Genomic DNA, 23,718 nt, shown 5'->3' with positions numbered 1-23,718 from the left:
AACCTGATTTGGCGGCAGCCACAATAATTATTAAGCGTTCGCTTGCTCTTTCAATGCATCAGCTTTGTCCACTTGCTCCCAAGGAAGGTCAAGATCGTTACGACCGAAGTGACCGTATGCTGCAGTCTGCTTGTAGATAGGGCGACGAAGGTCTAGCATTTTGATGATTCCAGCTGGACGAAGGTCGAAGTTGTTGCGAACCAGTTCCACTAGCTTCTCTTCAGAAACTTTACCAGTTCCGAAAGTGTCCACTGCGATGGATACAGGTTGTGCTACACCGATTGCGTAAGCAAGTTGAACTTCACATTTGTCAGCCAAGCCGCTTGCTACGATATTTTTTGCAACATAACGTGCTGCGTATGCTCCAGAACGGTCAACTTTCGTTGCGTCCTTACCGGAGAATGCTCCACCACCGTGACGAGCATATCCGCCATACGTATCAACAATGATTTTACGGCCAGTCAATCCAGCATCCCCTTGAGGTCCACCAATAACGAAACGGCCAGTTGGGTTTATGAAGTATTTTGTGTTTTCGTCAATCAAGTTAGCAGGAACTACCGGCTTGATTACGTGTTCTTTCACATTACGTTGGATCTGCTCCAAAGAAATCTCCGGGTGATGCTGAGTAGAGATAACGATTGTATCGATACGTACCGGTTGATCGTTTTCATCATATTCAACAGTTACCTGAGTTTTTCCATCTGGACGTAAGTATGGAAGGATTTCTTCTTTTCTTACTTCTGTTAGGCGACGGGAAAGCTTATGAGCCAATGAAATCGGTAAAGGCATTAATTCCTTAGTTTCATTGCAAGCAAATCCGAACATCAAACCTTGGTCTCCCGCACCGATCGCTTCGATTTCCGCATCTGACATTTGTCCTTCACGAGCTTCCAATGCTTGGTCGACACCCATTGCGATGTCAGCGGATTGCTCGTCGATGGAAGTAAGAACCGCACAAGTTTCTGCGTCAAAACCGTACTTCGCACGAGTGTATCCGATTCCTTGGATGGTTTCACGAACGATTTTTGGGATATCTACATAAGTAGAGGTAGTGATTTCTCCAGCAACAAGCACCAATCCGGTTGTTACAGAAGTTTCACACGCTACACGTGCATTTGGATCATTAGTAAGAATAGCATCAAGGATGGAGTCGGAAATTTGGTCACAAATTTTATCCGGATGTCCCTCCGTTACGGATTCAGAAGTAAATAAACGACGTTGTTTAGTCATTAAAAAAGTTCCTCCTTTTGTATATGAAAAGCGTTTTACCTCTCTTCATGTATAACAGTATGTTTGATACGGATCTCATTTCCTGTTGTGTGATGTTCTTTGTTATCTTGTGCAAAATATAAAAAACCTTTCCATAATGTTGAGGAAAGGTTTGAATTCAAGAATTAGCCTTTCACTCTTATCGGTCAAGGTCAATGCCTTGCTCAGGTTTAGCACCTTTTCTCAAGCGACAATTTTCTTGTCCAAAAAAATCAGCGAAGTGCTTTTTCGCGCTCGCCCATTTACCTTTGAGCAGGTTGCTGGGTTTCATAGGGCCTGCCCCTCCACCAGCTCGGAATAAGAGTATCCGTTCAAGGTTCTATATTAGCGTAATAAAAGCTTTATTGTCAACAAAAAACGGCAAATTATTTAAATGAAGAAACAGGAAAAAACATATGCTATCATTAAGTAGATTTGTCCATGTACATAAGCCTCTTTTTCACAAAATGTTAACGGATTCACACTTTATTTCATAAAATATTTTAATTAGTATGGACTATTGGATTAAATGTGTTATACTTTTTAACAGATGAGAAATTAATATACAAGTTGAAGGAGAGTTATCCATGATGAAAACGGTTGGTATTGATAATGGTTTAACTAAATTAATATACGGAAGCAACACGCAAATGCAACTTTCTGTACCTCAATTAGTGGAGAAAGTATTAAACCGCAATGAAGGCAGCCTGACATCTACCGGTGCAGTTGTTGCTACAACTGGAAAATATACGGGTCGCTCCCCTAAAGATAAATTCATTGTGGAAGAGGATATCTCCAAGGATAAGATTGACTGGGGAAAGGTAAACAGCCCGATCTCTGAGGAAGTATTCGAACGTTTATATGAAAAAGTACTAACCTACTTAGAAAATAAAGATGAAATTTTCGTGTTCAAGGGCTTCGCAGGAGCGGACGAAAAATATCAATTGCCTATCCAGGTAATCAACGAATTTGCATGGCATAACCTTTTTGCGCACCAGCTATTCATCCGACCAAATGACGAACAGCTTGCCAAACATGAAACCGCATTCAGTGTTGTCTCTGCACCAAGCTTCAAGGCTGATCCTGCAGTTGACGGTACGAACTCTGAAGCATTTGTCATCATTTCCTTTAAAAAGCGCGTCGTTCTTATCGGCGGGACAGAATATGCAGGTGAAATGAAGAAATCCATTTTCTCTGTCATGAACTACTTGCTTCCTGAGAATGGTATCATGCCGATGCACTGCTCTGCCAATGTAGGACGTGAAGGCGATGTAGCACTATTCTTTGGTTTATCGGGTACTGGCAAGACAACATTATCCGCTGACCCTAACAGAAAGCTGATCGGTGACGATGAGCACGGCTGGTCCAATACAGGCGTATTCAATATTGAAGGCGGCTGCTATGCGAAATGCATCGGACTGACGCACGAAAAAGAGCCGCAAATTTTTGATGCCATCCGTTTTGGATCTGTACTTGAAAATGTGGTAATCGATGGTCAGTCAAGAATCGCTGACTATGACAACTCCACTTTAACAGAAAATACCCGTGCCGCCTACCCACTTGAAGCAATGGACAACATTGTACAGCCAAGTATCGCGGGACACCCGACAACCATTGTTTTCTTGACAGCTGATGCAACTGGAGTATTGCCTCCAATCTCCAAGCTTTCTAAAGAGCAGGCAATGTTCCATTTCTTGAGTGGGTACACAAGTAAATTGGCCGGAACAGAGCGCGGAATCACTTCTCCGCAAACAACGTTCTCCACTTGCTTCGGTTCTCCATTCCTGCCACTTCCTGCAACTACGTATGCAGAGATGCTTGGCAAGAAAATCGATGAGCATAATGCCCAGGTCTACCTTGTTAACACTGGCTGGACTGGCGGAGAGTACGGAGTAGGTAGCCGTATGAAGCTTTCATACACAAGAGCAATGGTTCAAGCTGCTCTTGAAGGCGATCTTACAAATGTGGAAACAGAAAAAGATCCATATTTCGGAGTGGAGATCCCTCTGCATGTTCCAGGTGTACCTGATGAAGTGCTGCAGCCTAAGAAAACATGGCATGATGATGAGAAGTATGATCTTGCTGCCCGTGAATTGGCTGGTAAATTCAAAGAAAACTTCACAAAGTTCAAAAACGTACCGGAAGACGTGCTAGGACTTGGTGGACCAACCGTTTAACAATATATTGGAGCCATCCGAAATGACATTAAGTTGTCTTTCGGATGGCTCTTTTGATATTTGAACCTATTAGAAATTGGAGCTTATGATGAACTTTTTCATGGGGGGCGGTGCTCAAAAGGTCCTTCATCAACACGATGATGGACTTTTTCATAGGGATCGGTGCTCAAAAGGTCCTTCATACTCCTGATGATGGACTTTTTCATAAGGCTCGATGCCCAAAACGTCCATCATCAACCCAATGATGGACTTTTTCATAGGGATCGATGCTCAAAAGGTCCTTCATACTCCTGATGATGGACTTTTTCATAGGGATCAATGCTCAAAAGGTCCTTCATACTCCTGATGATGGACTTTTTCATAAGGCTCGATGCCCAAAACGTCCTTCATACTCCTGATGATAGACTTTTTCATAGGGATCAATGCTCAAAAGGTCCTTCATACTCCTGATGATGGACTTTTTCATAAGGCTCGATGCCCAAAACGTCCATCATACTCCTGATGATAGACTTTTTCATAGGGATCAATGCTCAAAAGGTCCTTCATACTCCTGATGATGGACTTTTTCATAGGGATCGATGCTCAAAAGGTCCTTCATCCACCCTATGATGGACTTTTCAAGCCCAAGCGAGCAACAAAATGCACTTCATCAACCCTTTGACTGGTCTTTCCAGCACAAGCTACCACCAAAATCCACTTCATCACACACATCCAAAATCACCACATCCCAATGATTTCACTCCCCCTGCTCCTTCATCCAAGAGGTCAGCCTCTCAACAAGCCTCCTGTTCTCTTTTGGCGGAAAGTAATGTGTAAACTCCGGATAATACCAGCTTTCAACTTGCTTCCCAAGCTCCTTTGCGCGCTTTTCCAAACGATAGGAATGCTCAACGGAAACGTTCAGATCCTTCTCGCCATGTATTATCAATATGGGAGCCTGAAGCTTCTCAAGCTCAAACAACGGTGTTCGCCACTTGTATTCGTCAGGAACCTTACTCGGCGTACCTCCTATCACACGCTTCATCATACGCCTCAAGTCAACCCGTTCCTCATAGGTAAGAATCATATCAGAGACCCCTCCCCAGCTGACAACGGAACAAGCATCCGGGAACTTAATTCCGGCCATCAGGGCCATCACGCCTCCACGTGAGAAGCCGAATACATGGATCCGGTTTGACTTCACTTTTTCATGCTTCTCAAGCAATCTATACGCCGAGAATGCATCCTCCCGATCCTCACCGGCAAAGTCCTCATTACCTTCCCCTCCCTGGTTTCCCCGGTAAAAAGGCGCCATCACGACAAAACCTTCAGAGGCAAATTGAACGATGCGCCCTACCCTGACCTGTCCGACATTCTTGATTCCGCCACGCAGATAAAGAAACCCCTCATAAGTCCCTTCTCCCTTAGGCTCAGCCAGCATCCCTTTCACCTTTAATCCACTGCTATAATAGGTCACCATATACACATCAATATGTGGACTTGGTGACGGGTATCGCACCTTCTCTGTTATTAAGCCGTCCTTCAATATTTTCCCTCCAATTCCCCTACTGGGCATTCACACATATTTAGGCCAAATCATACTGTATTTTATATAAACATACAAAACTTTTGCCTAAAGCCTGAGGAGGTTGAATATGAGATTTTTTAAGATTGCCCTAAGTATTGGTTTGTGTCTTGTACTTGTAGCCGCATTGGTTGCTTGCGGTGGTGGTAAAAAAGAAACGGTCCGGATTGCGGAAGTGACTCGTTCCATTTTTTATGCTCCCCAATATGTTGCGATTGAAAAAGGATTTTTTGAAGAAGAAGGGTTGGATGTAAAGCTGACCACAACATGGGGCGGCGACAAAACGATGACCACCCTATTGGCGGATGGTGCCGATGTGGCACTTGTCGGATCTGAAACGTCGATTTATGTGTATGCACAAGGCTCAAATGATCCAATCATCAATTTTGCCCAGCTTACACAGACAGATGGAACGTTCCTGGTATCAAGAGATAAGCTTGAGAACTTTTCCTGGGAGGATTTAAAAGGCAGCACATTCTTAGGCCAACGGAAAGGCGGCATGCCGCAAATGGCAGGAGAGTTTGCCTTGAAAAAGCATGGTATCGATCCGCAGAACGATCTGAATCTGATTCAGAATGTGGATTTCGCGAATATTCCTAGTGCCTTCGCTTCCGGTACAGGAGATTTTGTCCAGCTATTCGAGCCGCAGGCAAGTATATTTGAAGCGGAAGGGATCGGCCATATCGTTGCATCCTTCGGAGAAGAATCCGGCCTTATTCCTTACACCACCTTTATGGCAAAGGAAAGCTATATCAAAGAGAATCCTGATACGGTGGAGAAATTCACAAGAGCTCTCTATAAAGCTCAGCAATGGGTTGATTCACACAGTGCCAAAGAAGTGGCTGAGGTTATTTTGCCATACTTTGAAGATACAGAGGTTGAATTAGTCGAGACAGTCGTGGACCGCTATAAGAGCCAAGGATCCTTTGCCACTGATCCGATTCTCGATATAGCGGAATGGGAGAATCTGCAGAACATCATGGATGAAGCCGGGGAACTGCCTGAGTACGTAGAGCATCAAACATTAGTAAATACAAACATTGCGGAAGATGTAATGGGAGAATAGGATGATGATCTATGAGCTTTCTATCGATAGATCAAATTGAACATATTTATTTCACTCCAGAGCGTGCTACAAAAGTTTTAGAGGACATTTCCATCACCATCGAGGAGGGGGAGTTCATCTCCTTCCTCGGCCCAAGCGGGTGTGGAAAGACGACCTTGCTTTCCATTATCGCTGGTCTTTTGGACCCTACCGGAGGAAACGTGACACTAAAGGGCAGACGCCCCAGGGAATGTGTCTCGGAAATCGGTTATATGCTACAGCAGGACTATCTTTTTCCCTGGAAGACAATTGAAGAAAATAGCCTGTTGGGATTAAAATTATCCGACTCTCTAACAGAGGCTTCAAAGCGGAAGACATTGCAGCTTTTAAAGGAAATGGGTTTGCATGATGTAGAAAAACTGTATCCCTCGCAGTTGTCCGGAGGAATGCGGCAGCGTGTTGCACTTGTTCGGACACTAGCGACGGATCCACTGCTGTTACTGCTGGATGAACCTTTTTCTGCGTTGGACTATCAAACAAAACTGAAGCTCGAGGATCTTGTATTTACGACGCTTAAATCCTTTCAAAAGACCGCTCTCCTTGTAACACATGACATCGGAGAGGCCATCGCCATGAGCGATCGGATTTTTCTTTTAAAAGCTAATCCAGGCCGAGTTGCCAAAACATTTATCGTTCCATCTGAATTAAGGGAGAGCATTCCTTTTGAAGCAAGGCAGCATTCACAGTTTTCTTCCTTGTTCCAAAACATCTGGAAGGAGCTGGAGCAGCTTGAAACAGCAGCGGAATATTAATCTCCTTCATACAGATTATCTGCAGAAAAGAAAGAAAGTAAAGCTGCAAGTACGGCTTTATCAGCTCATCATATTCATCGTCTTCTTCTCTTTTTGGGAGCTTGCAGGGAAAAACGGCTGGGTCAACCCTCTGCTTTTCAGTTATCCAAGTAAGATATATCGTCTTTTTATAGAGAAGATGCAGGATGGGTCGCTCCTTAGCAATATAGGCATTACAGTAACAGAAACCATTTTCGGCTTCATACTTGGGACATTGATTGGTACCATCCTTGCAGCGATTTTGTGGTGGTCCCCTATGACATCCAGAGTGCTTGAGCCTTACTTGGTCATCCTGAACGCCATGCCAAAAGTGGCACTGGGTCCCATTCTAATAGTCGCCATTGGCCCTAACATGGGTTCCATCATTACGATGGGGGCTATCATTTCGGTTATCATTACCACCATTGTCGTCTATACGGCTTTTAAGGAAGTGGATGACAATTACCTGAAGGTTCTTCGGACGTTCGGTGCCAGCAGAGGGCAGCTCTTTACCCAGGCTGTATTGCCTGCCTCCTATCCAACCATCATTTCTACATTAAAGGTGAATGTCGGGCTTTCATGGGTCGGGGTGATAGTCGGGGAATTTCTTGTTTCCTCCAAGGGGCTTGGCTATATGATCATCTACGGATTCCAGGTGTTCAACTTCACGCTCGTATTGCTGAGCCTTTTGATTATTGCCGTATTTGCCACAATCATGTACCAGCTTGTCGATTATTTGGAGAAGAAGCTTGTTAAAAATAATTAAAAGAGAGCAACTCAAAAGTTGCTCTCTTTAATTCGCTGCAAACTATACGTGAGGACCGAATCTTTCATGATAAAGCTGAAACGATTGTCTTTCCTTATGTTGGTGGGAAGCTGTTTCAGTAAAACCGGACCATTTGTTTCGAAATATGTAGGTTGTTTCTCTAAACGTGCAATCTCAGCAAAATATACATTTTTGATGATGACCTTTTCTCTGCCTTCCACTTTGTATTGCCCTATGTAATGCAGCTTGGATACTTGTCCGCCTGTTTCTTCTTTTACTTCCCTTATTGCCGCCTGATCTGCGCTTTCTCCTTCTTCGACTTTTCCACCGGGAAATTCCAGTCCGCGGTTTTTATGACTGGTCAAGAGCCATTGATCTTCCAATTGGCAAATGACCCACACATGCTTGGGACTGGATGAATAAGGATGGTCTTTAAAGGATAACATCACTCGGTTATGGTAAATGTCTTCAAACTCATACATACTATCGAAACTCCAATACCTCTTTTTTCTTCTTCCATCTTAACATAGTAGCATCGAAATTGTGAGAGTCAAGTATCCTTTTTAGACCATCATACAAAAGAATTCGTCATTTTATTCAATTAAGTCGTCCATCAAACCTTCGTTTTTAATATGCACCTTTGTTTCTTCGTCACCAAGCTCATAGAGCATTTTATATACCTGCTGTAATCCAGTGTCGTAGCCATCATTGGGGCGGTCGAAATGGTACTCAATATATGGAATATGCGCTCGCCAAAAACCTTGCCAATCGGAAGAATAATTTTGATCGAACAGCTCTCTTAGACGAGTAATTTCCTCATCCGTCGCTTGTATCTGATAGTCCCATGAATTTGCAGTTCTAACTTGTGAGATATTACCTTCGCCTAGTGATATATAATAGGTTTTTCTTTCCATCCTTTTCACCCTTTCCTAGAACGTCCTTTTGTTATTTTCCCAAAAGGATCTCCGCTTTATTCCATAGGATGAAAGTTATTAGAGACCTGATTTTTTCTTAACCGTTTCAATCATCCTCTTCATCAGCTCAGGAATAGGAACACCCATCCTGTGGGCATTTTCCATGATGGATATAAATTCATTCACTAAGTAAAAAAGAATGGTGACATCCATGATGACCGTAGTGCCTAATATGATATCCAACACATGTGCAATACTTACCAGGGCAAAGATGAATACTTTTTGCGTTATCCCCTTAAAGCCGATCCTGCTGGAGAGCTTCTTTTCCACTAAAGCTGCAAGTACCCCTGTTATATAGTCGACAATGACAAATGCAACCAGGAAGAGCAGTAGTTTGCTGATTCCACCAAAGAGCAGGGAGGCAATTGAACCCGTGAGTGAAACGGCTACAATGTACATAACTGTGTACTTGTCCATAGTACTCCCCCTTTTTATACTCTATTTTATGCACTTGATTATTAAGTGTGTAAGTAGAAACTGCCTTTTTTGTATGAAGTGAAAAAGATAGAGAAAGCTAACGTCTAGAGAGGCAGCTGCATATGGAGGTGAAAGCTGATGAAAACCATAGAAGAAATGATAGAAAAATATCAAAAAAGATTTTTGAGAGATGACGAAGATGTGGATGCTGTCGCATACGCGATTGTTAATAGCTTTACGCGAGAACAATGCCTGGGATTATTAAATGAACTCACTGACGAAGAACTTCATCAGATCGTAGCACTTTTTGTTATGGATAAGGTGAAGGCAATATTAATAAATGCTGATGAGGATATTGAGAGGGATGGATCAGGATTCCTTCACTAAATGTTAAAAACAGAAGTAGCCCGATACTTAGGGACCTCCCCTTGCATCGGGCTAAATACTTGTGGTAAAAAGTTACTTTCCTAAGAAGGCGTGGAGCATCCAATTATGCTTTTCCACACTTTGATGGATGGCTAAAAGCATATCACCGGTTGTTTCATCTCCTGTAGAATCGGCTACTTCCATGCCTTCTTTCAACTCTTCAATTAGAGTGGAGAAGTCACTGGCAATATTGTTGACCATCTGCTCAGCTGACTCTCCTCCTTCTGCTTCATGGATAGTGGAAATCTTCAGGATTTCCTTCATAGTTCCAACAGGCTTTCCTTCAATTGCCAACAATCTCTCTGCTAATTCATCGATATGGGTTGCCGCTTCATTATAAAGCTCTTCAAATTTTTCATGAAGTGTGAAGAACTCAGGTCCTTTTACATACCAGTGATAATTATGTAACTTCGTAAATAAAACACTCCAGTTCGCGACTTGCTTATTCACTACATCCGTTAATTGATTTGACATCTTAATTCCTCCTTGACCAATAAGTATCTACCTTTTTTTACCCTTTCTATCTTCCCCTTAAACAAATTCATTATCCTTCCATATGCTTTCTAGCCTAGAGCAATAATGGTAGAATAGGGGTAGTATTGTGCAAGGAGGGATTCTCAACAATGACTACCGTATTAATCATATGCGTCATTATAGTTCTTATCGTTCTTTTACTGACCATACTAACCACCAATAAAGCTTATAAATATGAACATAAGATCGACCCGGTTGACCCGATGCCAGGCGAAGAAAAAGAAGAAGACGATAACAGCAACAATCGATGACCCTGACAATTAAACATCCTTCCATAAACACGGAAACCCCAAGCGTGCCATCTTCTCAGAGGGCTTGCTTGGGGTTTTTCAAGTTTATCTTTATCCTGCTTAGTAATATTCGTAGATATATGGTGTTTCAGGCTGTTCTACTTTTTCCAGGCTCTCGATTTCCACATAAGGAAGGTTCCATCCATTGTATTCGGTTACGGTCAATGTCCCTTTCACCTTTACCCACTCATCGTTCTCCAATTCACTTGCTTCTGCGAGTGTGGATAGTGTCCCATAAACGGAGGCATCAGCCACACAACACGAGAGTCCAAATCTTGCTACCACAAACTGATCGGATGTGAAGTCTGCTTCCCGGAAAACAAACCCGACCATTTCGATTTTCTTCCCGACAAATTCTTCAGGGTTCATATCAATTATGTTCATAATGGGAATGTATCGGTCATCTTCCACAACAATCGTATCCTGTGTTAATAGCTCAGCCTTTAGCTCTTCATAGTACCCTTCCGGCGGGGCCTGCACTTCAAACCCTTCCGGATGCTCAAGAGGTGCATCTGCCAGTTTTTCATCAATGGATTGCTCTCCTGATTCATCCATATATTTTTCAGGATCCTTCAAATACTCTTCTGCACGGGAAGTAGAACCTTCCGCTTCCGCTGTTCCCTCAAAGGCTCCAGCTTGCTGACGCTCATCCACGATCTGCTTGGAGTTCGTAAACCCGCGTTTTTCAATGATGGAGCTGTCCAAAATATTATCGGGAAACATGAAACCTGTCACAACAGGCAGCACAAACATGGAATAGATGACAATGGATTGGATGGGTGTAGAGGATTCACCATGATCAAATCCACAATTGCATACCAATTCCTCCTTGTTCTTGGAACCGCTTCTCCATATTTGCACTATCCCAAGGATGAACAGTGTCGCACCGGCAAAATACATGAAAGGCATCATTCGGGGCGCAATAAAGTTCGTAATGTTTCCAGTCACTAATAGCTTAAAGAACAGAAGAGTAAAGCCTAATAATATGATTCCGCGCAAATATATGTGGAATCCATAATCTCGATTATTTTCCATTCAATCTCATCCTTTCCTTACAACACAATCTGCTGGAAAATAAGGATTGCTGCAAACACGACAATTGTCACAACAGCCATGAAGGCTAGTACGAATTTCGTCTTGAAATAGGCAAATAGCATAAATGTGTTTTTCAGATCCAGCATTGGTCCATAAACTAAAAAGGCAAGTATCGATCCTGTGGTAAAGGTTGAACCAAAGGATGCTGCAACAAATGCGTCCGCTTCTGAACATAGGGAAAGTACGTAAGCAAAGGCCATCATGACAGCGGGTGACAAGACCTCATTTGAACCAAGTGCAACAAGTACATCCCGGTCGAGGAAGGTTTGGAATAAACTTGCAATGAACGCACCGGCGATCAAGTATTTACCCATATCGAAGAATTCATCACTTGCATGATAGAAAGTGGCTTTCCATTTATTCGTCGGTCCTGACTGTTCAACCTCGGGATCCATTCTTCCTTGCAGTTCATTTTTCGTCCAGCGAAGCTGATTTTTATTATCAAAAAGTAATAGCATCAACAACCCTATTACAATACATAGTACAAATGCCAAACCGAAGCGACCGTACAGAATAGTTGGGTCTCCATTAAAGGCATAGAAAGTGGAAGCCACTACAACCGGGTTCAATATTGGTGCGCCAACAAGGAAAACAACCCCTACATGAAGCGGCATCCCTTTTTTGATCAGACGGCGGACCACTGGTATGATGGCACATTCACAAATCGGGAAAATGGCCCCAAGAATCGCTGCAGGAATAATTGCAGCAAATGCATTCTTCGGGAGGAATTTTTTTATCTTCTCCTCCGACACAAATGTCTGAATCAATGCAGAGGCAAATACCCCCAATAATATAAACGGTACAGCTTCAATTACGATACTCAAGAATATAGTATTTACATTAAGCAATGAGCCCGGAATCTTCTCAGAGAAATCTTTCATATCCATAAAAAAGAACAGATATAGAAAAAATCCGATGAGTAGAAGGCCAATGATATCTTTTAAGAGATTATTGCTTGTCCTCATTTTTCGACTCCTTACATTTAATCTATTTGCATTATAGCATAGAGGTCTGGGAAACTTTCACTCTAGTTATTAACAATATATGTATCTCTATTAAAATTATGATACTTCAATCGAATTTACTAGATTTTGTTTTTGCACATTAAACACCGCTGTTAATTTCCGCACTAGGCTGCGCTTTCCGCGGGCGGTCCGGGAGCCTCCTCGGCTTCGCCTGCGGGGTCTCCCCTGTCCCTTCCTCCCGCAGGACAAGGAAGGCTTCGGCAGCGATTCAACGCACGAAGAAAATGCTCGCATTTTCGAGGAGTCTTCGCCTATTGCTCCAATCAACAGCTAGATTCTTAGGAAATCAACAATACTCAATAACAGAGCCTAAAAAAAAGATGACCCTGGGGCCATCCCTTTTTCTCATTATCAACCAAACACTTTTTTTAAATCTTCTTTGTCCTGTTCCAACCAGAAGCGCATCAGGCGTTTTGCGCCTTCAAGGTCATGCAGTTTCGCCTGTCCGCACTGCTTTTCGTTTGCCGCAGGAATTTCTTCGATCTGTACAGCATCCTTTAATGTATCTTCCATCAGGTCGACAATCTCATCCACTGTCGGTTCGCCGCTGACAACCAGATAGTAGCCTGTCTGACAACCCATTGGTGAAATATCGATAATATCGAAATGATCGTATTTTTCTGAATGGGTACGGATATTGAACGCCAACAGATGCTCAAGAGTATGAATCGCATCTGGTTTCATTGCCTGTTTGTTCGGCTGGCAAAAACGGATATCATATTTATTCACTACACCATCTGTCCCTACTTTGTGTACACCGCAATGGCGGACATATGGAGCTTTTACTGCATTATGATCAAGTTCAAAGCTTTCTACTGAAGGCATGAAAACATCTCCTTATTGATAAGTTACACATATTATAGCATAGTTTTAATTCCAATTAAATTCATCTGATTTATATGAATTCAATAAATTTTCCGTTCCGGGAAAAATCCGCTATAATTTATTCTGAGGTGACAGTATATGAAACATATCTTTCTTTTGCTAATTCGCTTTTATCAAAAGGTCATATCTCCATTGACTCCACCGACATGCCGGTTCTATCCGACCTGCTCCCATTACGGGATGGAGGCAATCAGCCGTTTTGGTGCATTTAAAGGAGGATGGCTAACCATAAAAAGAATCCTGAAGTGCCATCCGTTTCATCCGGGTGGAATTGACCATGTTCCAGAGAAGAAAGAAAAAGTTTAAACCGATTGATAACCATCCACTACCAAATCGAGTTTACCTGTGTTAGGGTCTATCACCAGTCCATGTACAGGGACTCCATCAGGCATCAACGGATGGTTGGCAATCATATCGACACTCTCCCTGACACTTTCCTCTACACTGTCAAAGCCTTTTAGAAAAGTTTTCACATCAATCCCTGCGTATTTCAGGTCATCGATCGTTTCTTTCTTTATTCCCCTTGCTTCCATTTTTTCTCTTATCGAATCATAATTCACTTTTCCCATTCCGCAATCATGGTGGCCGATGACCATCACTTCATCTGCATTGAGTTCCATGACCGCAACCAATATGCTTCTCATGATGCTTCCGAATGGGTGGGATACGAGGGCACCAGCATTTTTAACCATTTTCATATCCCCGTGCCTTACATTCATTGCACTTGGCAAAAGGTCTATCAACCTTGTGTCCATACAAGACAAAACAACAAGCTTTTTATCCGGGAACTTTGTTGTCTGAAATTGGACGTACTCTTCACTTTCCACAAAGTTTCGATTATGATCTAATATTTCATTTAACAATTTCATCCTACTACCTTCTTTCTGCAACAAATTTTTCGTCTCTTCCAATATGACAAAAAAAAAACATAATGACAATAAAAATGAGTTGTCAGGTGTTCCGCTTTCTTGTACTATAGAAAAGTATAAATCGTAAAGATTACGTTTTACAAACAGAAAGGATGTATTTTATTATGTCAAAAATACCAGTTACCGTGATAAGCGGATATTTAGGATCAGGAAAAACCACTTTACTTAACCATATTTTATCCAATAGACAGGGTTTAAAGATCGCTGTAATTGTGAACGATATGAGCGAAGTCAATATCGATTCGGCACTAGTCCAGAACGGTGGCTTTTCCAGAACAGAGGAAAAGCTAGTGGAATTGCAGAATGGCTGTATCTGCTGTACGCTGCGTGAGGATCTGATGAAAGAGGTAGAACGACTGGTAGATGAAGGGAATATCGATTATATCGTTATTGAATCTTCTGGAATCAGTGAACCGATACCTGTTGCTCAGACATTCACGTATATAGATGAGGAATTTAATATCGATTTGACCTCCAAATGCTATATTGATGCGATGATTACTGTCGTGGATGGATTCCGCTTCTTTGAAGATTACAATTCCGGTGAAAGTCTGCTTGATCGTATGGAGGGAACCGACGAAAACGACACTCGTGAGGTTTCCGATCTGCTCATAGATCAAATTGAATTCGCTGATATCCTGCTATTGAATAAGACAGACCTCCTCGATCATGGGGATGTGAAAGATATGGAAGCGTTTCTGCGTAAAATGAATCCGGGAGCGAAAATCATTCCTTCGGCACACAGCAAGGTTGATCTTCAAAGCATACTTAATACAAACCTGTTTGATTTCGAGCAGGCAAGCCAGGCAGCGGGTTGGATCAAGGAATTGAATGAAGATCATATTCCGGAAACTGAAGAATACGGAATATCCTCCTTTGTATATAGAAGGAAAAAGCCATTCCATCCTGAGAGATTCATGAGTTGGCTGGAAAAATGGCCGGAAAATGTAGATCGTGCAAAAGGATTTTACTGGCTGGCTTCAAGAAATGACATGGCTGGATTGCTATCACAGGCTGGCGCCTCCATCATGCTTCAGGGGGCAGGACTTTGGGTAGCAGCTTATAGTGAAATGGATAGGGAAATGACGTTAAAAGAAGAACCTGAGCTTTTAGCCAAATGGGATGATACTTATGGGGATAGAATGACTGAGTTAGTCTTTATCGGATTTGATCTAGATCGATATGCGTTAGAGGAGTCACTGGATACATGCCTACTTACTGAAGAAGAGATGTTAGAGGACTGGACAAAATTCCATGATCCGATACCCGCATTTGTTACAGAGTAATAAAAATTATTAATCAATTTCCTTTTCAGTTCTCAAATCGTAATAATTACGATATAATGTTCAAGGATACTCAATGAGAGGAGAACACAATGAAAAATAAATCAATTTTATCCATTCTAATACTTATATTTTTCACATTTTTAGTTGGCTGTAATTCGGATAACCAATCCTCTGAAGGAAAACTAACAGTGTATACAACCATTTTTCCTTTGGAGGATTTCACGAATAAAATTGGAGGAGATCATGTGGATGTAAAATCCGTCTACCCTCCAGGTGCGGACGCACATACATTTGAACCTTCCACGAAAACCATGAGTGAGATGGCTTCTGCTGATGCCTTCATCTACACAGGTGTTGGAGTGGAAGGCTTTGCGGATAAGGCGAAAGATGTCTTGGAAAATGAAGAAGTTAAAGTAGTGGCTGCTGCTCAGGAAATTGAGTTAATGAAAGAAGATGAACACTCCCATGAAGAAGAGGCTCATGAGGAAGATGAGCACGCACATGAAGAGGATGAACACAATCATGAAGAGGACGCTCACGAGGAAGATGAGCACGCACATGAAGAGGACGCTCACGACGAAAATGAGCACAATCACGGAGATGGAGACCCACATGTATGGTTAAGCCCTACTCTTTCTATATCTTTAGCGGAAAATATAAAAAATGCTTTGGTGGAATTAAAGCCAGAGGCAAAGGAAGATTTCGAGGCTAACTTTAAATCTCTAAAAAAGGAATTAGAAGCGTTGGATTCGGAATTTAAAGAAACAATGGAATCAGCCATGACAAATAAGATACTGGTATCTCATGCAGCTTATGGCTACTGGGAAAAGGAATATGGCTTGGAGCAAATCAGCGTAAATGGTTTATCTCCAACACAGGAGCCATCTCAGAAGCAACTAACTGAAATTATTGCTAAAGCAAAAGAAAACAACATTCAATACGTAATTTTCGATCAGAATATCAGCGGTAAAATTGCGGAAGTAGTAAAGAATGAAATAAAAGCAGAAGCATTAACTTTGCATAATCTTGAAGCAGCAACAGAAGAAGATGTAAAAAATGAAGAAGACTATTTCAGCCTGATGAGAAAGAATTTAGAAACCTTGAAGAAGGCATTGAACTAATTGCCTATTTTTTCTTTCGCTTTCCTGAAAATTTAGTGCCTACTTTAAACACCCTGTTGATTGCAGCGAGAGGGGTTCGCTTATCCCTTGGCGGCCTCGGGAGCCTCCTCGGCGTAATTGCGCCTGTGGGGTCTCCCTTGACACGCTGCTCCCGCAGGAGTCTCACCCCTTGCGCTCCAATAAACAGGGGAGAGTTTAAATTTAAAAAAGCCCCAACTTTTTTATCAATAAAAAGTTGGGGCTTTTTCATGCCTTTTTACTGTTCTGTCAGCACTTTATAGAACCTCTCCACTTTTTCCGGCTCCAATTTATCACCTATCAGAACAACCGTAGGGGTTATTCCATTCGGTTCTTCTATTTTATTGAGCCGCAACTGCCCTGCAGCATATTGAAACTCAACATATCCTGAATCGTCTGCAAGCTGAATGATCCCCTTAGCTCGGATAACATGTTTTGAAAGCTTTTTCAGCTGTTTTTCCAGTACATCCTTTTTTACCGGGCTCTCCACTCTCAGCTTTGTCGCTTCAATATGGTGATGGTGATGGTGGTGAGTATGTTCATGGGTTGAATGGGAATGGGTAACCTCCCTGACATGGAATCGTTTCTCAAGCATCAGCTCCAATGGAACTTCACCAAAGCTTGTTCTGTAGATCGGAACATGATTATCCAATTCATCTGCCAGCTTGGCTTCCACTTTGTTCAACTCTTTTTCCGACACCAAATCGATTTTATTTAGAACCAGCAAATTGGCCGAGGAGACCTGCTCTTTTAACAGGGCCCTTATTTCCTTGGAGCTGTTAAAAAAGCTTTGATACTCCAAATAATGACTCGCATCCACGAGGCTGATCATGGACTGCAATTCAAAATGCTCCATAAACAACGGATCTAGCAGAACATCCTTGATCTCCAATGGATTCGCAACACCAGTCCCCTCTATCAAGAGCACGTCAATTTCTTCATTTATATAACCTTTTAAGGTTGTTTTCAAATCGTCCTGGATGGTGCAGCAAATACACCCATTTAAAAGCTCCACCACCTGCTGTCCTTCAAAAAGATGGTTTTCCACATTTTCATCACCAAGTTCATTCAGGATGATACCAGGCTTTTTTCCGCTATTACTAAAATGACTGATCATATGTAAAAGTATGGTTGTCTTTCCGCTGCCTAAAAATCCACTGATTACATACACCGGTACCTTCGTTTTCAATCAAAGCACCCCTTCCAATAGACTTTCTTTTCTAATACCCATTATATAGATAAATAATAAAAGAAAATAATCATCCGCATAAAACGTAATGATTACTATTTAATTATACTATTATTCTTATCCCTTATCAATCATTCTACTTGAACCTTTTCCTTTCCTACTTCTTTTAGAAAAAAATGCATATTAAGTGGAAAAATGTGGACTATAACTGGTAGAAGATAGGAACAGATTTGTGCGAAGGGAAGTATCTGTATGGATGATGTAGTTATTGCAAGATCCCTCTTTGGAACGACGATGGGATTTCATATCATTTTTGCGACACTCGGAGTCGGTATCCCGCTTATGATTTTAATTGCGGAATTGATGTACCAGAAAACAAAAAATCGGGAATATGCCGTAATGGCCAAAAGATGGACAAAGGCAAAGGCCGTTCTATTAGGTGTGGCCATCCCGACTGGTACTATTGCAGGTGTCCAGCTCTCCCTATTATGGCCGGGCTTCATGGAAGTAATAGGTAAGGTGATGGCACTTCCTTTTCAAATAGAAATCTATGCATTCTTCATTGAAGCTCTGTTTATATCCATTTATGTGTATGCAGCTGATCGCATATCACCTTGGATGCGGATTTTAAGTGTGACTTTAGTGACAATTGGGGCTGCTGCTTCGGCTGTTTTAATTACCAATGTGCATGCATTTGAAGGGACACCAGCAGGCTTTCGTATTGAAAATGGGGAAATAGTGGATGTCGACCCTTGGGCTGCCTTTTTCAACCCAAGTTTTATCGTTACTGCTGCCCATGTGGCGGTATCTGCATTCATGACAGGAGCTTTTGTCATTGCCTCTGTCGCTGCCTATAAAATGCTTCGCAACAAACATAACGAACGAGTATATAAATTTCATCGAAAGGCATTGATAATGGGCTTAGTAGTAGGAGGCATCTTCTCTTTCATGACCGCAATAAATGGCCATGAATCCGCTCAGCTGCTGCATCAATATCAACCTGAAAAGCTTGCTGCTGCAGAAGGTCTTTTTGAAACTCAGGCATACGCTCCCTTGGCGGTTGGCGGATTCACCGACCGTGAAACCCAAGATGTCAAATGGGGCATTGAAATACCTTGGGCGCTGAGCTTTTTGGCCGATGACCGATTTGATACCGTTGTTGTCGGCTTGAACGATTTTCCCGAGGAGTACTGGCCTCCACTATTTGTGCACACGCTGTTCAACGGAATGGTGGGGATCGGGTCGATGCTGATTTTCTTATCCCTTGTTGGATTCTTTTGGAGCAAGATTTTGAAAAAGCCCACTTTTCCTAAATTGCTTATGTGGCTTTTTGTAGCTGCTGGACCATTGGCAATGCTCGCCATAGAATTTGGCTGGATATTTGCTTGTACCGGCCGTCAGCCTTGGGTCATCTACCGTGTCATGCTGACGGAAGAAGCAGTAACAGGAAATCAGAACCTTGCTGCTCTTTTTATCGCTTTTGCTTTTATTTATGTACTACTAGGTGTTGCAGTGATATGGGTACTTCGCCACTACTTTAAGCGGCATCCACTTGAGGACGAACTGAATGAGCTTCCTCCTTCCAATTCCGGGGTTCAAGTTTAGAAAGGAACTGATCTTATGACAGATGCAATACTTGCTATTACTGTACTCTGGGGGTTTATTTTCATCTATGCGGTAATGGCCACAATGGATTTCGGTGCAGGCTTCTGGTCGATGCTCTATATAAAAAATAAAAAAACGAACGCAACCAATATCGCAAACCGCTACCTATCTCCGACCTGGGAAGTGACCAATGTATTTATCGTGGCAGTGGTGGTAGCCATCTATAGCTTCTTTCCGAGTGCAGCCTATACATTGGGAACGGTATTATTGATTCCAGGAAGCATCATTTTGCTGCTACTGGCTGTCCGAAGCGGTTTTCTGGTTTTTTCTCATATTGTAGAGGACTATCAAAAGCCGTTAACCTATATTTCAGGTATTACCGGATTTTTGATTCCCGCTTTTCTTATTCTTGTACTGCCAGTTACACACGGTGGGTATGTTGATACGGTAGATGGAGTGGATCAGCTGATGCTTGGCCGTCTTCTGGCAAGCCCACATGCCCTCTCCTTTATCCTATTTGCCATCAGCAGTACGTTATTCCTGTCCTCTCTTTTGCTTGCTGACTTTTCTAAAGTGGCAAATGATAAGGATGCTTATGAAATCTATCGCCGTGATGCCCTTATTCTTGGACCTGTTTCACTGTTCGGGGCATTATTGATTATGATTACCATGAGATATGAAGCAGGTTGGCTTTTTAATGGGATGATGGATTATCTGGTGTGGCTGTTCATTTCAGCAGGCATGTTTGTCGTTACAGGTGTCGCTCTCGTTTTACCGGATAAAAGGAAGGGCTGGACCGGGTTGCCTCGGCTTGCTGTGGTTTCGGCATTTATTCAATATGCTTTAGCAAGCTACGCTTACGGGCGGGCACATTTGCCGTTCATCATCTATCCTAACGTCACCATCGAGAATGGATTTACAGATCCAGCCTCATTTCGGGCGCTATTCATTTCCTATATAGTCGGCTTTGTCATTCTGTTTCCTGGTTTTATTTACTTTTGGCGTTTGTTTATGAAGGATGACCGATATATTAAGAGTGAAAATTAAGGTCAAGGGGATTCCTCTTGGCTTTTTTATTTGATAAAACTTCCCTACACCCTGCTTAATGTCTGCTGAATCGAACTCCAGGACCTTTTACAGTAGTACACTGGCTTGTTGCATTCCTTCGCTTTCTGCTTGATGACTTTTGCCAAATTATGATTGATGTAATCCGTCAATACCAGTATCAAATCCACGTGATCCGGAATGGAACGCTTCACGACCTGTACCTTTCTCCCATCCACATGAACAATATCCTCAAAACCGAAATTCTTCAACTTGTCCTGAATGTTCCCTAAATGATCTGCTCCTACCACCATTAATGATGTCATCGCTTAACACCCTTTCACTACTTTTTAATTGAGAATGATTCTCTCTTGTTGAATCTATAATAATTGAGAATGATTCTCTTTGTCAATAAATTATATAAATTATTCATGATTTATTATATTTCCTAAAAAAGGAAGAATGGGATTTGCAACTGAGGAGAAATTAAGAAGGTATCTTCTACACATAGGTTCTGTTAAAGAAAAGAGTTATTTCAATATTAGCTGTTGATTGGAGCAATAGGCGAAGACTCCTCGAAAATGCGAGCATTTTCTTCGTGCGATGAATCGCTGCCGAAGCCTTCCTTGTCCTGCGGGAGATAGCGGTAGGCTGGAGACCCCGCAAGGCGAAGCCTGAGGAGGCTCGAGCACCGCCCCGCGGAAAGCGCAGCCTAGTGCGGAAATCAACAGCGGGTATACAGGGCCACAACAAAAGGAGGACGAGACAATGGCTAGAGATGTTGAGGTTTTATGCGAAGTGGAAAATTGCAACTTCTGGGGACAAGGAAACCGTTGTAACGCTGATGCTATCTATGTAGTAAGCCACAAAGGAAACACGGCACATGATAGCAAGGATACGGATTGCAAAACATTTGAACCTTCACATTAAGATGAAAACAAAAGAGGACTAGGGATATTGACCCTAGTCCTCTTTATTAGCAATTTCCTGCAGATGTCCTCTGCAACCTATACCGATTCTTTTGTTAAAGATCTTCTGAAAATCCACTTCATCACAATACCATGTTTTGGTGACAGGAAAAAAGTAAGAACAAACAATACCCCTGCCATCATTGCCATAGATCCGGAAATGGAAACATTATAGAAGTAAGCAAAGTAGTAGCCAAGTACAGCAGAAGCTACCCCTATGACAGCACTTAATACAAGCATCACACTCAATCTATCGGTCAAGAGGTAGGCGCTTGCTCCTGGTGCTATCAGCATGGCCACTACCAGAATTGCCCCGACACTGTCAAAGGATGCGACAGTCGTGATGGAGAGCATCCCCATCAAAAGATAATGCATGAACATGACCGGTATGCCGATTGCTGCTGCCATCTCCGGGTCAAACGCACAGATTTTCAGCTCCTTATAGAAAAAGACGATCAATGCAATATTAATGATGAGAACCGTTCCGAGCATCCAGACGGCTTTAGGTCCAAGCTCCATCCCCGCAAAAACGAAGGTATCCCATGGCACGAATGCAATCTCTCCCATCAACGCATGATCCACATCCAGATGGATCTTTCCTGCATACATAGATACGAGGATGACCCCCAAAGCAAACAATGAAGTGAAAACTACACCAATTGCTGCATCGGATTGCACACCGGATGAATGGAGAAGCTGAACAAAGAAAGCGGTCAACAGTCCCACCAAAAGGGCTCCAACGAACATATATATTCCTTCTAGACTGCTTGACACCAGATATGCCCCAACGATTCCAAGTAAGACGGTATGGCTGATAGCATCAGCAAGCATCGCCATTTTTCTTAATATAAGAAAACATCCGGTGATTCCGCTCGTGATACCTACAAGCGAGCCGGTTAAGATAATCCATCCTTCATAACTCATAATGGACCGGCACTCCCTTTCAAGATGGATTGAAGCCCAGCTGAATTCCTTTTGCACTTTGCCTCATATAGCGGATAAGCAATCGGATCTTTTCCGAAATCTTTTAGTAAAGAGCGCAGCTCCTCCACTATTTCCTTCGGTCCATCCAATAGATCCATGCTGCCTTCTCTCCAATTAGATTCAGGAAACTTACTTTCAAACATAAGATACATATCCATGAGACGGTTTTTGAGGACAATTCCATGGGCATGCTTCAGCCCTATTTCAGTTAATCCAATACCCCGTTGTCTTCGATGAATATCAGCTTTTTCTGTCTAAGCTCTTTTAATACCTTCCGCAAGACCATTGTATGTGTTGGTCTGAGGTCAAGGACTGATCCGAGAGAAAAGCTTCCCATTGACTTGCCTTCTGTATTCAATAAAGATCCTTCCGAAAGCTCATACAAGGACGATAAGATATTCTCGCTTGTAATCTGATTCTTTACTTTCATCTGTTTGATGGCTCTTGGAACCAAGCCCTTCTTTGTTCCAAACAGTAAAGAAAAGATAAAACAAATAGTCGCTGCCAGGATAATGAGGGGACCAGTCGGCATTCCTCTGGATAATGTACTTAACAGAGTCCCGATAACGCCTGAAATGGCACCAACCAAGCCAGCTAAAATTACCATGTGATCTAATCGTTCTGTCCAGTACCTCGCCGTTATAGCCGGAGTAATCAGCATCGCTGCCATCAGGATCACTCCCACTGCCTGGAGACCAATCACTACCGCTCCGACAATCAAAGTCATAAGGAGACCGTTCAGCAATTTTACCGGCATTCCCAAGCCTTGGGCGAATTGAGGATCAAAAGTGATAAGCTTTAATTCCTTGAATAAGAGGAAGGTGATAAAAATCAGGACAAACGCTATTGTGCTGATAATTTGCACATCCACTCCAACTATTGCGGCTGCCTGCCCGAAGATAAAGGAATCAAGACCTGCTTGATTTCCCTTACCATGATGCTGTACATATGTCAGCAGTACAATCCCCGCTCCAAAAAAGACGGAAAGTACAAGCCCGATTGCCGTATCCTCTTTGATTCTTGAATGCTTGATGACTGCCTGTATGCAATAGGTTCCAATCAGTCCAGAAACTGCAGCACCTATCAGGAACCAGGACATGGATTTCGCCCCATAGAGCAAAAATGCAATACATATTCCAGGAAGTGCTGCATGCGCCATGGCATCTCCGAGCAAGCTTTGCTTTCTAAGCAATGCAAAGCTGCCAAGCACTCCACTCGCAATGCCAAGCAATACTGTCCCTAATAGAACCCATTGTACATTTGGATCTCTCAGCATATAAAGTATCGTATCCATATTG

Annotated in this window: 27 protein-coding genes and 1 riboswitch; of the genes, 12 read left to right on the top strand and 15 right to left on the bottom strand. The window is 42.5% G+C overall.

Annotated features, from left to right (window positions below):
- Positions 1-30: 30 nt before the first annotated feature.
- Positions 31-1,230, bottom strand: a complete 1,200-nt coding sequence (metK, locus tag ABN702_RS02375; RefSeq protein WP_204418205.1) for a methionine adenosyltransferase — start codon at positions 1,228-1,230, stop codon at positions 31-33.
- A gap of 175 nt (positions 1,231-1,405) precedes the next feature.
- A riboswitch (SAM riboswitch) is annotated at positions 1,406-1,573 on the bottom strand.
- 265 nt (positions 1,574-1,838) lie between these two features.
- On the opposite strand from metK, the gene pckA reads away from it, so the two are divergent.
- Positions 1,839-3,425 carry a phosphoenolpyruvate carboxykinase (ATP) gene (gene pckA, locus ABN702_RS02370; protein WP_417900793.1) on the top strand — a complete coding sequence of 529 codons (1,587 nt, stop codon included), beginning with the start codon at positions 1,839-1,841 and terminating at the stop codon, positions 3,423-3,425.
- A 736-nt stretch (positions 3,426-4,161) separates the two neighbouring features.
- On the opposite strand, the gene ABN702_RS02365 is transcribed toward pckA, so the two are convergent.
- On the bottom strand, positions 4,162-4,980 hold the full coding sequence (locus tag ABN702_RS02365) for an alpha/beta hydrolase family protein (RefSeq protein ID WP_417899238.1): 819 nt from the start codon (positions 4,978-4,980) through the stop codon (positions 4,162-4,164).
- 79 nt (positions 4,981-5,059) lie between these two features.
- Between ABN702_RS02365 and ABN702_RS02360 the strand changes: the two genes are divergently transcribed.
- From ABN702_RS02360 to ABN702_RS02350, 3 genes are read left to right on the top strand one after another with little or no spacing between them, the layout of a single operon-like run.
- Positions 5,060-6,055, top strand: coding sequence for an ABC transporter substrate-binding protein (locus ABN702_RS02360; protein WP_417899237.1), 996 nt, complete (start codon positions 5,060-5,062; stop codon positions 6,053-6,055).
- An 11-nt stretch (positions 6,056-6,066) separates the two neighbouring features.
- Positions 6,067-6,846 carry an ABC transporter ATP-binding protein gene (locus ABN702_RS02355; RefSeq protein ID WP_417899236.1) on the top strand — a complete coding sequence of 260 codons (780 nt, stop codon included), beginning with the start codon at positions 6,067-6,069 and terminating at the stop codon, positions 6,844-6,846.
- Positions 6,824-7,630 carry an ABC transporter permease gene (locus ABN702_RS02350; protein WP_417899235.1) on the top strand — a complete coding sequence of 269 codons (807 nt, stop codon included), beginning with the start codon at positions 6,824-6,826 and terminating at the stop codon, positions 7,628-7,630. Before ABN702_RS02355 ends, ABN702_RS02350 begins: the two co-directional genes overlap by 23 nt.
- Positions 7,631-7,641: 11 nt before the next feature.
- Here the strand turns inward: ABN702_RS02350 and ytkD are convergent, their stop codons facing one another.
- From ytkD to ABN702_RS02335, 3 genes are all read right to left on the bottom strand, one after another.
- A complete protein-coding gene (gene ytkD / locus ABN702_RS02345) occupies positions 7,642-8,112 on the bottom strand; it encodes an RNA deprotection pyrophosphohydrolase (protein ID WP_417899234.1) in 471 nt (156 codons plus the stop codon).
- Between the two features lie 111 nt (positions 8,113-8,223).
- Positions 8,224-8,544, bottom strand: coding sequence for a hydrolase (locus tag ABN702_RS02340; RefSeq protein ID WP_417899233.1), 321 nt, complete (start codon positions 8,542-8,544; stop codon positions 8,224-8,226).
- Between the two features lie 78 nt (positions 8,545-8,622).
- Entirely contained in the window at positions 8,623-9,021 is a 399-nt protein-coding gene (locus tag ABN702_RS02335) for a phage holin family protein (protein ID WP_417899232.1), read from the bottom strand.
- A gap of 138 nt (positions 9,022-9,159) precedes the next feature.
- Between ABN702_RS02335 and ABN702_RS02330 the strand changes: the two genes are divergently transcribed.
- Positions 9,160-9,408: a DUF6154 family protein gene (locus ABN702_RS02330; protein ID WP_417899231.1), complete on the top strand. Its 249-nt coding sequence runs from the start codon at positions 9,160-9,162 to the stop codon at positions 9,406-9,408.
- Positions 9,409-9,480: 72 nt separating this feature from the next.
- On the opposite strand, the gene ABN702_RS02325 is transcribed toward ABN702_RS02330, so the two are convergent.
- A complete protein-coding gene (locus tag ABN702_RS02325) occupies positions 9,481-9,921 on the bottom strand; it encodes a Dps family protein (protein ID WP_417899230.1) in 441 nt (146 codons plus the stop codon).
- A gap of 149 nt (positions 9,922-10,070) precedes the next feature.
- Between ABN702_RS02325 and ytzI the strand changes: the two genes are divergently transcribed.
- The gene (gene ytzI, locus ABN702_RS02320; RefSeq protein ID WP_417899229.1) at positions 10,071-10,232 is read left to right on the top strand and encodes a YtzI protein; all 162 of its coding nucleotides are present in this window, start codon (positions 10,071-10,073) and stop codon (positions 10,230-10,232) included.
- Between the two features lie 99 nt (positions 10,233-10,331).
- Here the strand turns inward: ytzI and ABN702_RS02315 are convergent, their stop codons facing one another.
- The 3 genes from ABN702_RS02315 to ABN702_RS02305 all read right to left on the bottom strand — a co-directional run bounded on the left by ABN702_RS02315 (position 10,332) and on the right by ABN702_RS02305 (position 13,216).
- Complete coding sequence (locus tag ABN702_RS02315) at positions 10,332-11,306, bottom strand: TIGR03943 family putative permease subunit (RefSeq protein WP_417899228.1); 975 nt, start codon at positions 11,304-11,306, stop codon at positions 10,332-10,334.
- Between the two features lie 17 nt (positions 11,307-11,323).
- Positions 11,324-12,331, bottom strand: coding sequence for a permease (locus ABN702_RS02310; protein WP_417899227.1), 1,008 nt, complete (start codon positions 12,329-12,331; stop codon positions 11,324-11,326).
- 411 nt (positions 12,332-12,742) lie between these two features.
- On the bottom strand, positions 12,743-13,216 hold the full coding sequence (locus ABN702_RS02305; RefSeq protein WP_204418218.1) for an S-ribosylhomocysteine lyase: 474 nt from the start codon (positions 13,214-13,216) through the stop codon (positions 12,743-12,745).
- Positions 13,217-13,354: 138 nt separating this feature from the next.
- Between ABN702_RS02305 and yidD the strand changes: the two genes are divergently transcribed.
- Positions 13,355-13,582: a membrane protein insertion efficiency factor YidD gene (gene yidD, locus ABN702_RS02300; RefSeq protein WP_417899226.1), complete on the top strand. Its 228-nt coding sequence runs from the start codon at positions 13,355-13,357 to the stop codon at positions 13,580-13,582.
- Here yidD and ABN702_RS02295 read toward each other — a convergent pair.
- Positions 13,579-14,145 (bottom strand): beta-class carbonic anhydrase, encoded by a 567-nt coding sequence (locus ABN702_RS02295; protein ID WP_417899225.1) that lies wholly within the window; start codon positions 14,143-14,145, stop codon positions 13,579-13,581. The two genes, yidD and ABN702_RS02295, sit on opposite strands and share 4 nt — an antisense overlap.
- 164 nt (positions 14,146-14,309) lie before the next feature.
- Between ABN702_RS02295 and ABN702_RS02290 the strand changes: the two genes are divergently transcribed.
- Positions 14,310-15,491, top strand: a complete 1,182-nt coding sequence (locus tag ABN702_RS02290) for a GTP-binding protein (RefSeq protein ID WP_417899224.1) — start codon at positions 14,310-14,312, stop codon at positions 15,489-15,491.
- 89 nt (positions 15,492-15,580) lie between these two features.
- Positions 15,581-16,612 carry a metal ABC transporter solute-binding protein, Zn/Mn family gene (locus ABN702_RS02285; RefSeq protein ID WP_417899223.1) on the top strand — a complete coding sequence of 344 codons (1,032 nt, stop codon included), beginning with the start codon at positions 15,581-15,583 and terminating at the stop codon, positions 16,610-16,612.
- A 256-nt stretch (positions 16,613-16,868) separates the two neighbouring features.
- On the opposite strand, the gene ABN702_RS02280 is transcribed toward ABN702_RS02285, so the two are convergent.
- The gene (locus ABN702_RS02280; RefSeq protein ID WP_417899222.1) at positions 16,869-17,819 is read right to left on the bottom strand and encodes a CobW family GTP-binding protein; all 951 of its coding nucleotides are present in this window, start codon (positions 17,817-17,819) and stop codon (positions 16,869-16,871) included.
- A gap of 252 nt (positions 17,820-18,071) precedes the next feature.
- On the opposite strand from ABN702_RS02280, the gene ABN702_RS02275 reads away from it, so the two are divergent.
- Positions 18,072-19,424 carry a cytochrome ubiquinol oxidase subunit I gene (locus tag ABN702_RS02275; protein ID WP_417899221.1) on the top strand — a complete coding sequence of 451 codons (1,353 nt, stop codon included), beginning with the start codon at positions 18,072-18,074 and terminating at the stop codon, positions 19,422-19,424.
- A 15-nt stretch (positions 19,425-19,439) separates the two neighbouring features.
- On the top strand, positions 19,440-20,471 hold the full coding sequence (locus ABN702_RS02270; protein WP_417899220.1) for a cytochrome d ubiquinol oxidase subunit II: 1,032 nt from the start codon (positions 19,440-19,442) through the stop codon (positions 20,469-20,471).
- Positions 20,472-20,515: 44 nt separating this feature from the next.
- Here ABN702_RS02270 and ABN702_RS02265 read toward each other — a convergent pair whose 3' ends face one another.
- Positions 20,516-20,794 (bottom strand): DUF2325 domain-containing protein, encoded by a 279-nt coding sequence (locus ABN702_RS02265; RefSeq protein ID WP_417899219.1) that lies wholly within the window; start codon positions 20,792-20,794, stop codon positions 20,516-20,518.
- 442 nt (positions 20,795-21,236) lie between these two features.
- Here ABN702_RS02265 and ABN702_RS02260 point away from each other — a divergent pair, with 442 nt between their 5' ends.
- Positions 21,237-21,398, top strand: coding sequence for a DUF1540 domain-containing protein (locus tag ABN702_RS02260; protein WP_386646012.1), 162 nt, complete (start codon positions 21,237-21,239; stop codon positions 21,396-21,398).
- Positions 21,399-21,475: 77 nt separating this feature from the next.
- On the opposite strand, the gene ABN702_RS02255 is transcribed toward ABN702_RS02260, so the two are convergent.
- The 3 genes from ABN702_RS02255 to ABN702_RS02245 all read right to left on the bottom strand — a co-directional run bounded on the left by ABN702_RS02255 (position 21,476) and on the right by ABN702_RS02245 (position 23,714).
- The gene (locus tag ABN702_RS02255; RefSeq protein ID WP_417899218.1) at positions 21,476-22,360 is read right to left on the bottom strand and encodes a metal ABC transporter permease; all 885 of its coding nucleotides are present in this window, start codon (positions 22,358-22,360) and stop codon (positions 21,476-21,478) included.
- Positions 22,357-22,563 (bottom strand): hypothetical protein, encoded by a 207-nt coding sequence (locus ABN702_RS02250; RefSeq protein WP_417899217.1) that lies wholly within the window; start codon positions 22,561-22,563, stop codon positions 22,357-22,359. Before ABN702_RS02250 ends, ABN702_RS02255 begins: the two co-directional genes overlap by 4 nt.
- Before the next feature lie 65 nt (positions 22,564-22,628).
- Positions 22,629-23,714 (bottom strand): metal ABC transporter permease, encoded by a 1,086-nt coding sequence (locus tag ABN702_RS02245; RefSeq protein WP_417899216.1) that lies wholly within the window; start codon positions 23,712-23,714, stop codon positions 22,629-22,631.
- Positions 23,715-23,718 lie beyond the last annotated feature (4 nt).

It is taken from the genome of Bacillus haimaensis (assembly GCF_048270625.1).
Classification (GTDB): domain Bacteria; phylum Bacillota; class Bacilli; order Bacillales; family Bacillaceae_I; genus Sutcliffiella_A; species Sutcliffiella_A haimaensis.
Note: the sequence above shows the minus strand (reverse complement) of the source record. Positions and strands in the feature narration are given on the sequence as shown.

What these genes read in the sequence shown, in the direction of transcription:
- metK (WP_204418205.1), bottom strand. Translation starts at nt 1,230, where the DNA reads ATGACTAAACAACGTCGTTTATTTACTTCTGAATCCGTAACGGAGGGA.
- pckA (WP_417900793.1), top strand. Translation starts at nt 1,839, where the DNA reads ATGAAAACGGTTGGTATTGATAATGGTTTAACTAAATTAATATACGGA.
- ABN702_RS02365 (WP_417899238.1), bottom strand. Translation starts at nt 4,980, where the DNA reads ATGCCCAGTAGGGGAATTGGAGGGAAAATATTGAAGGACGGCTTAATA.
- ABN702_RS02360 (WP_417899237.1), top strand. Translation starts at nt 5,060, where the DNA reads ATGAGATTTTTTAAGATTGCCCTAAGTATTGGTTTGTGTCTTGTACTT.
- ABN702_RS02355 (WP_417899236.1), top strand. Translation starts at nt 6,067, where the DNA reads ATGAGCTTTCTATCGATAGATCAAATTGAACATATTTATTTCACTCCA.
- ytkD (WP_417899234.1), bottom strand. Translation starts at nt 8,112, where the DNA reads ATGTATGAGTTTGAAGACATTTACCATAACCGAGTGATGTTATCCTTT.
- ABN702_RS02340 (WP_417899233.1), bottom strand. Translation starts at nt 8,544, where the DNA reads ATGGAAAGAAAAACCTATTATATATCACTAGGCGAAGGTAATATCTCA.
- ABN702_RS02335 (WP_417899232.1), bottom strand. Translation starts at nt 9,021, where the DNA reads ATGGACAAGTACACAGTTATGTACATTGTAGCCGTTTCACTCACGGGT.
- ABN702_RS02330 (WP_417899231.1), top strand. Translation starts at nt 9,160, where the DNA reads ATGAAAACCATAGAAGAAATGATAGAAAAATATCAAAAAAGATTTTTG.
- ABN702_RS02325 (WP_417899230.1), bottom strand. Translation starts at nt 9,921, where the DNA reads ATGTCAAATCAATTAACGGATGTAGTGAATAAGCAAGTCGCGAACTGG.
- ytzI (WP_417899229.1), top strand. Translation starts at nt 10,071, where the DNA reads ATGACTACCGTATTAATCATATGCGTCATTATAGTTCTTATCGTTCTT.
- ABN702_RS02315 (WP_417899228.1), bottom strand. Translation starts at nt 11,306, where the DNA reads ATGGAAAATAATCGAGATTATGGATTCCACATATATTTGCGCGGAATC.
- ABN702_RS02310 (WP_417899227.1), bottom strand. Translation starts at nt 12,331, where the DNA reads ATGAGGACAAGCAATAATCTCTTAAAAGATATCATTGGCCTTCTACTC.
- ABN702_RS02305 (WP_204418218.1), bottom strand. Translation starts at nt 13,216, where the DNA reads ATGCCTTCAGTAGAAAGCTTTGAACTTGATCATAATGCAGTAAAAGCT.
- yidD (WP_417899226.1), top strand. Translation starts at nt 13,355, where the DNA reads ATGAAACATATCTTTCTTTTGCTAATTCGCTTTTATCAAAAGGTCATA.
- ABN702_RS02295 (WP_417899225.1), bottom strand. Translation starts at nt 14,145, where the DNA reads ATGAAATTGTTAAATGAAATATTAGATCATAATCGAAACTTTGTGGAA.
- ABN702_RS02290 (WP_417899224.1), top strand. Translation starts at nt 14,310, where the DNA reads ATGTCAAAAATACCAGTTACCGTGATAAGCGGATATTTAGGATCAGGA.
- ABN702_RS02285 (WP_417899223.1), top strand. Translation starts at nt 15,581, where the DNA reads ATGAAAAATAAATCAATTTTATCCATTCTAATACTTATATTTTTCACA.
- ABN702_RS02275 (WP_417899221.1), top strand. Translation starts at nt 18,072, where the DNA reads ATGGATGATGTAGTTATTGCAAGATCCCTCTTTGGAACGACGATGGGA.
- ABN702_RS02270 (WP_417899220.1), top strand. Translation starts at nt 19,440, where the DNA reads ATGACAGATGCAATACTTGCTATTACTGTACTCTGGGGGTTTATTTTC.
- ABN702_RS02265 (WP_417899219.1), bottom strand. Translation starts at nt 20,794, where the DNA reads ATGACATCATTAATGGTGGTAGGAGCAGATCATTTAGGGAACATTCAG.
- ABN702_RS02260 (WP_386646012.1), top strand. Translation starts at nt 21,237, where the DNA reads ATGGCTAGAGATGTTGAGGTTTTATGCGAAGTGGAAAATTGCAACTTC.
- ABN702_RS02255 (WP_417899218.1), bottom strand. Translation starts at nt 22,360, where the DNA reads ATGAGTTATGAAGGATGGATTATCTTAACCGGCTCGCTTGTAGGTATC.
- ABN702_RS02250 (WP_417899217.1), bottom strand. Translation starts at nt 22,563, where the DNA reads ATGTTTGAAAGTAAGTTTCCTGAATCTAATTGGAGAGAAGGCAGCATG.
- ABN702_RS02245 (WP_417899216.1), bottom strand. Translation starts at nt 23,714, where the DNA reads ATGGATACGATACTTTATATGCTGAGAGATCCAAATGTACAATGGGTT.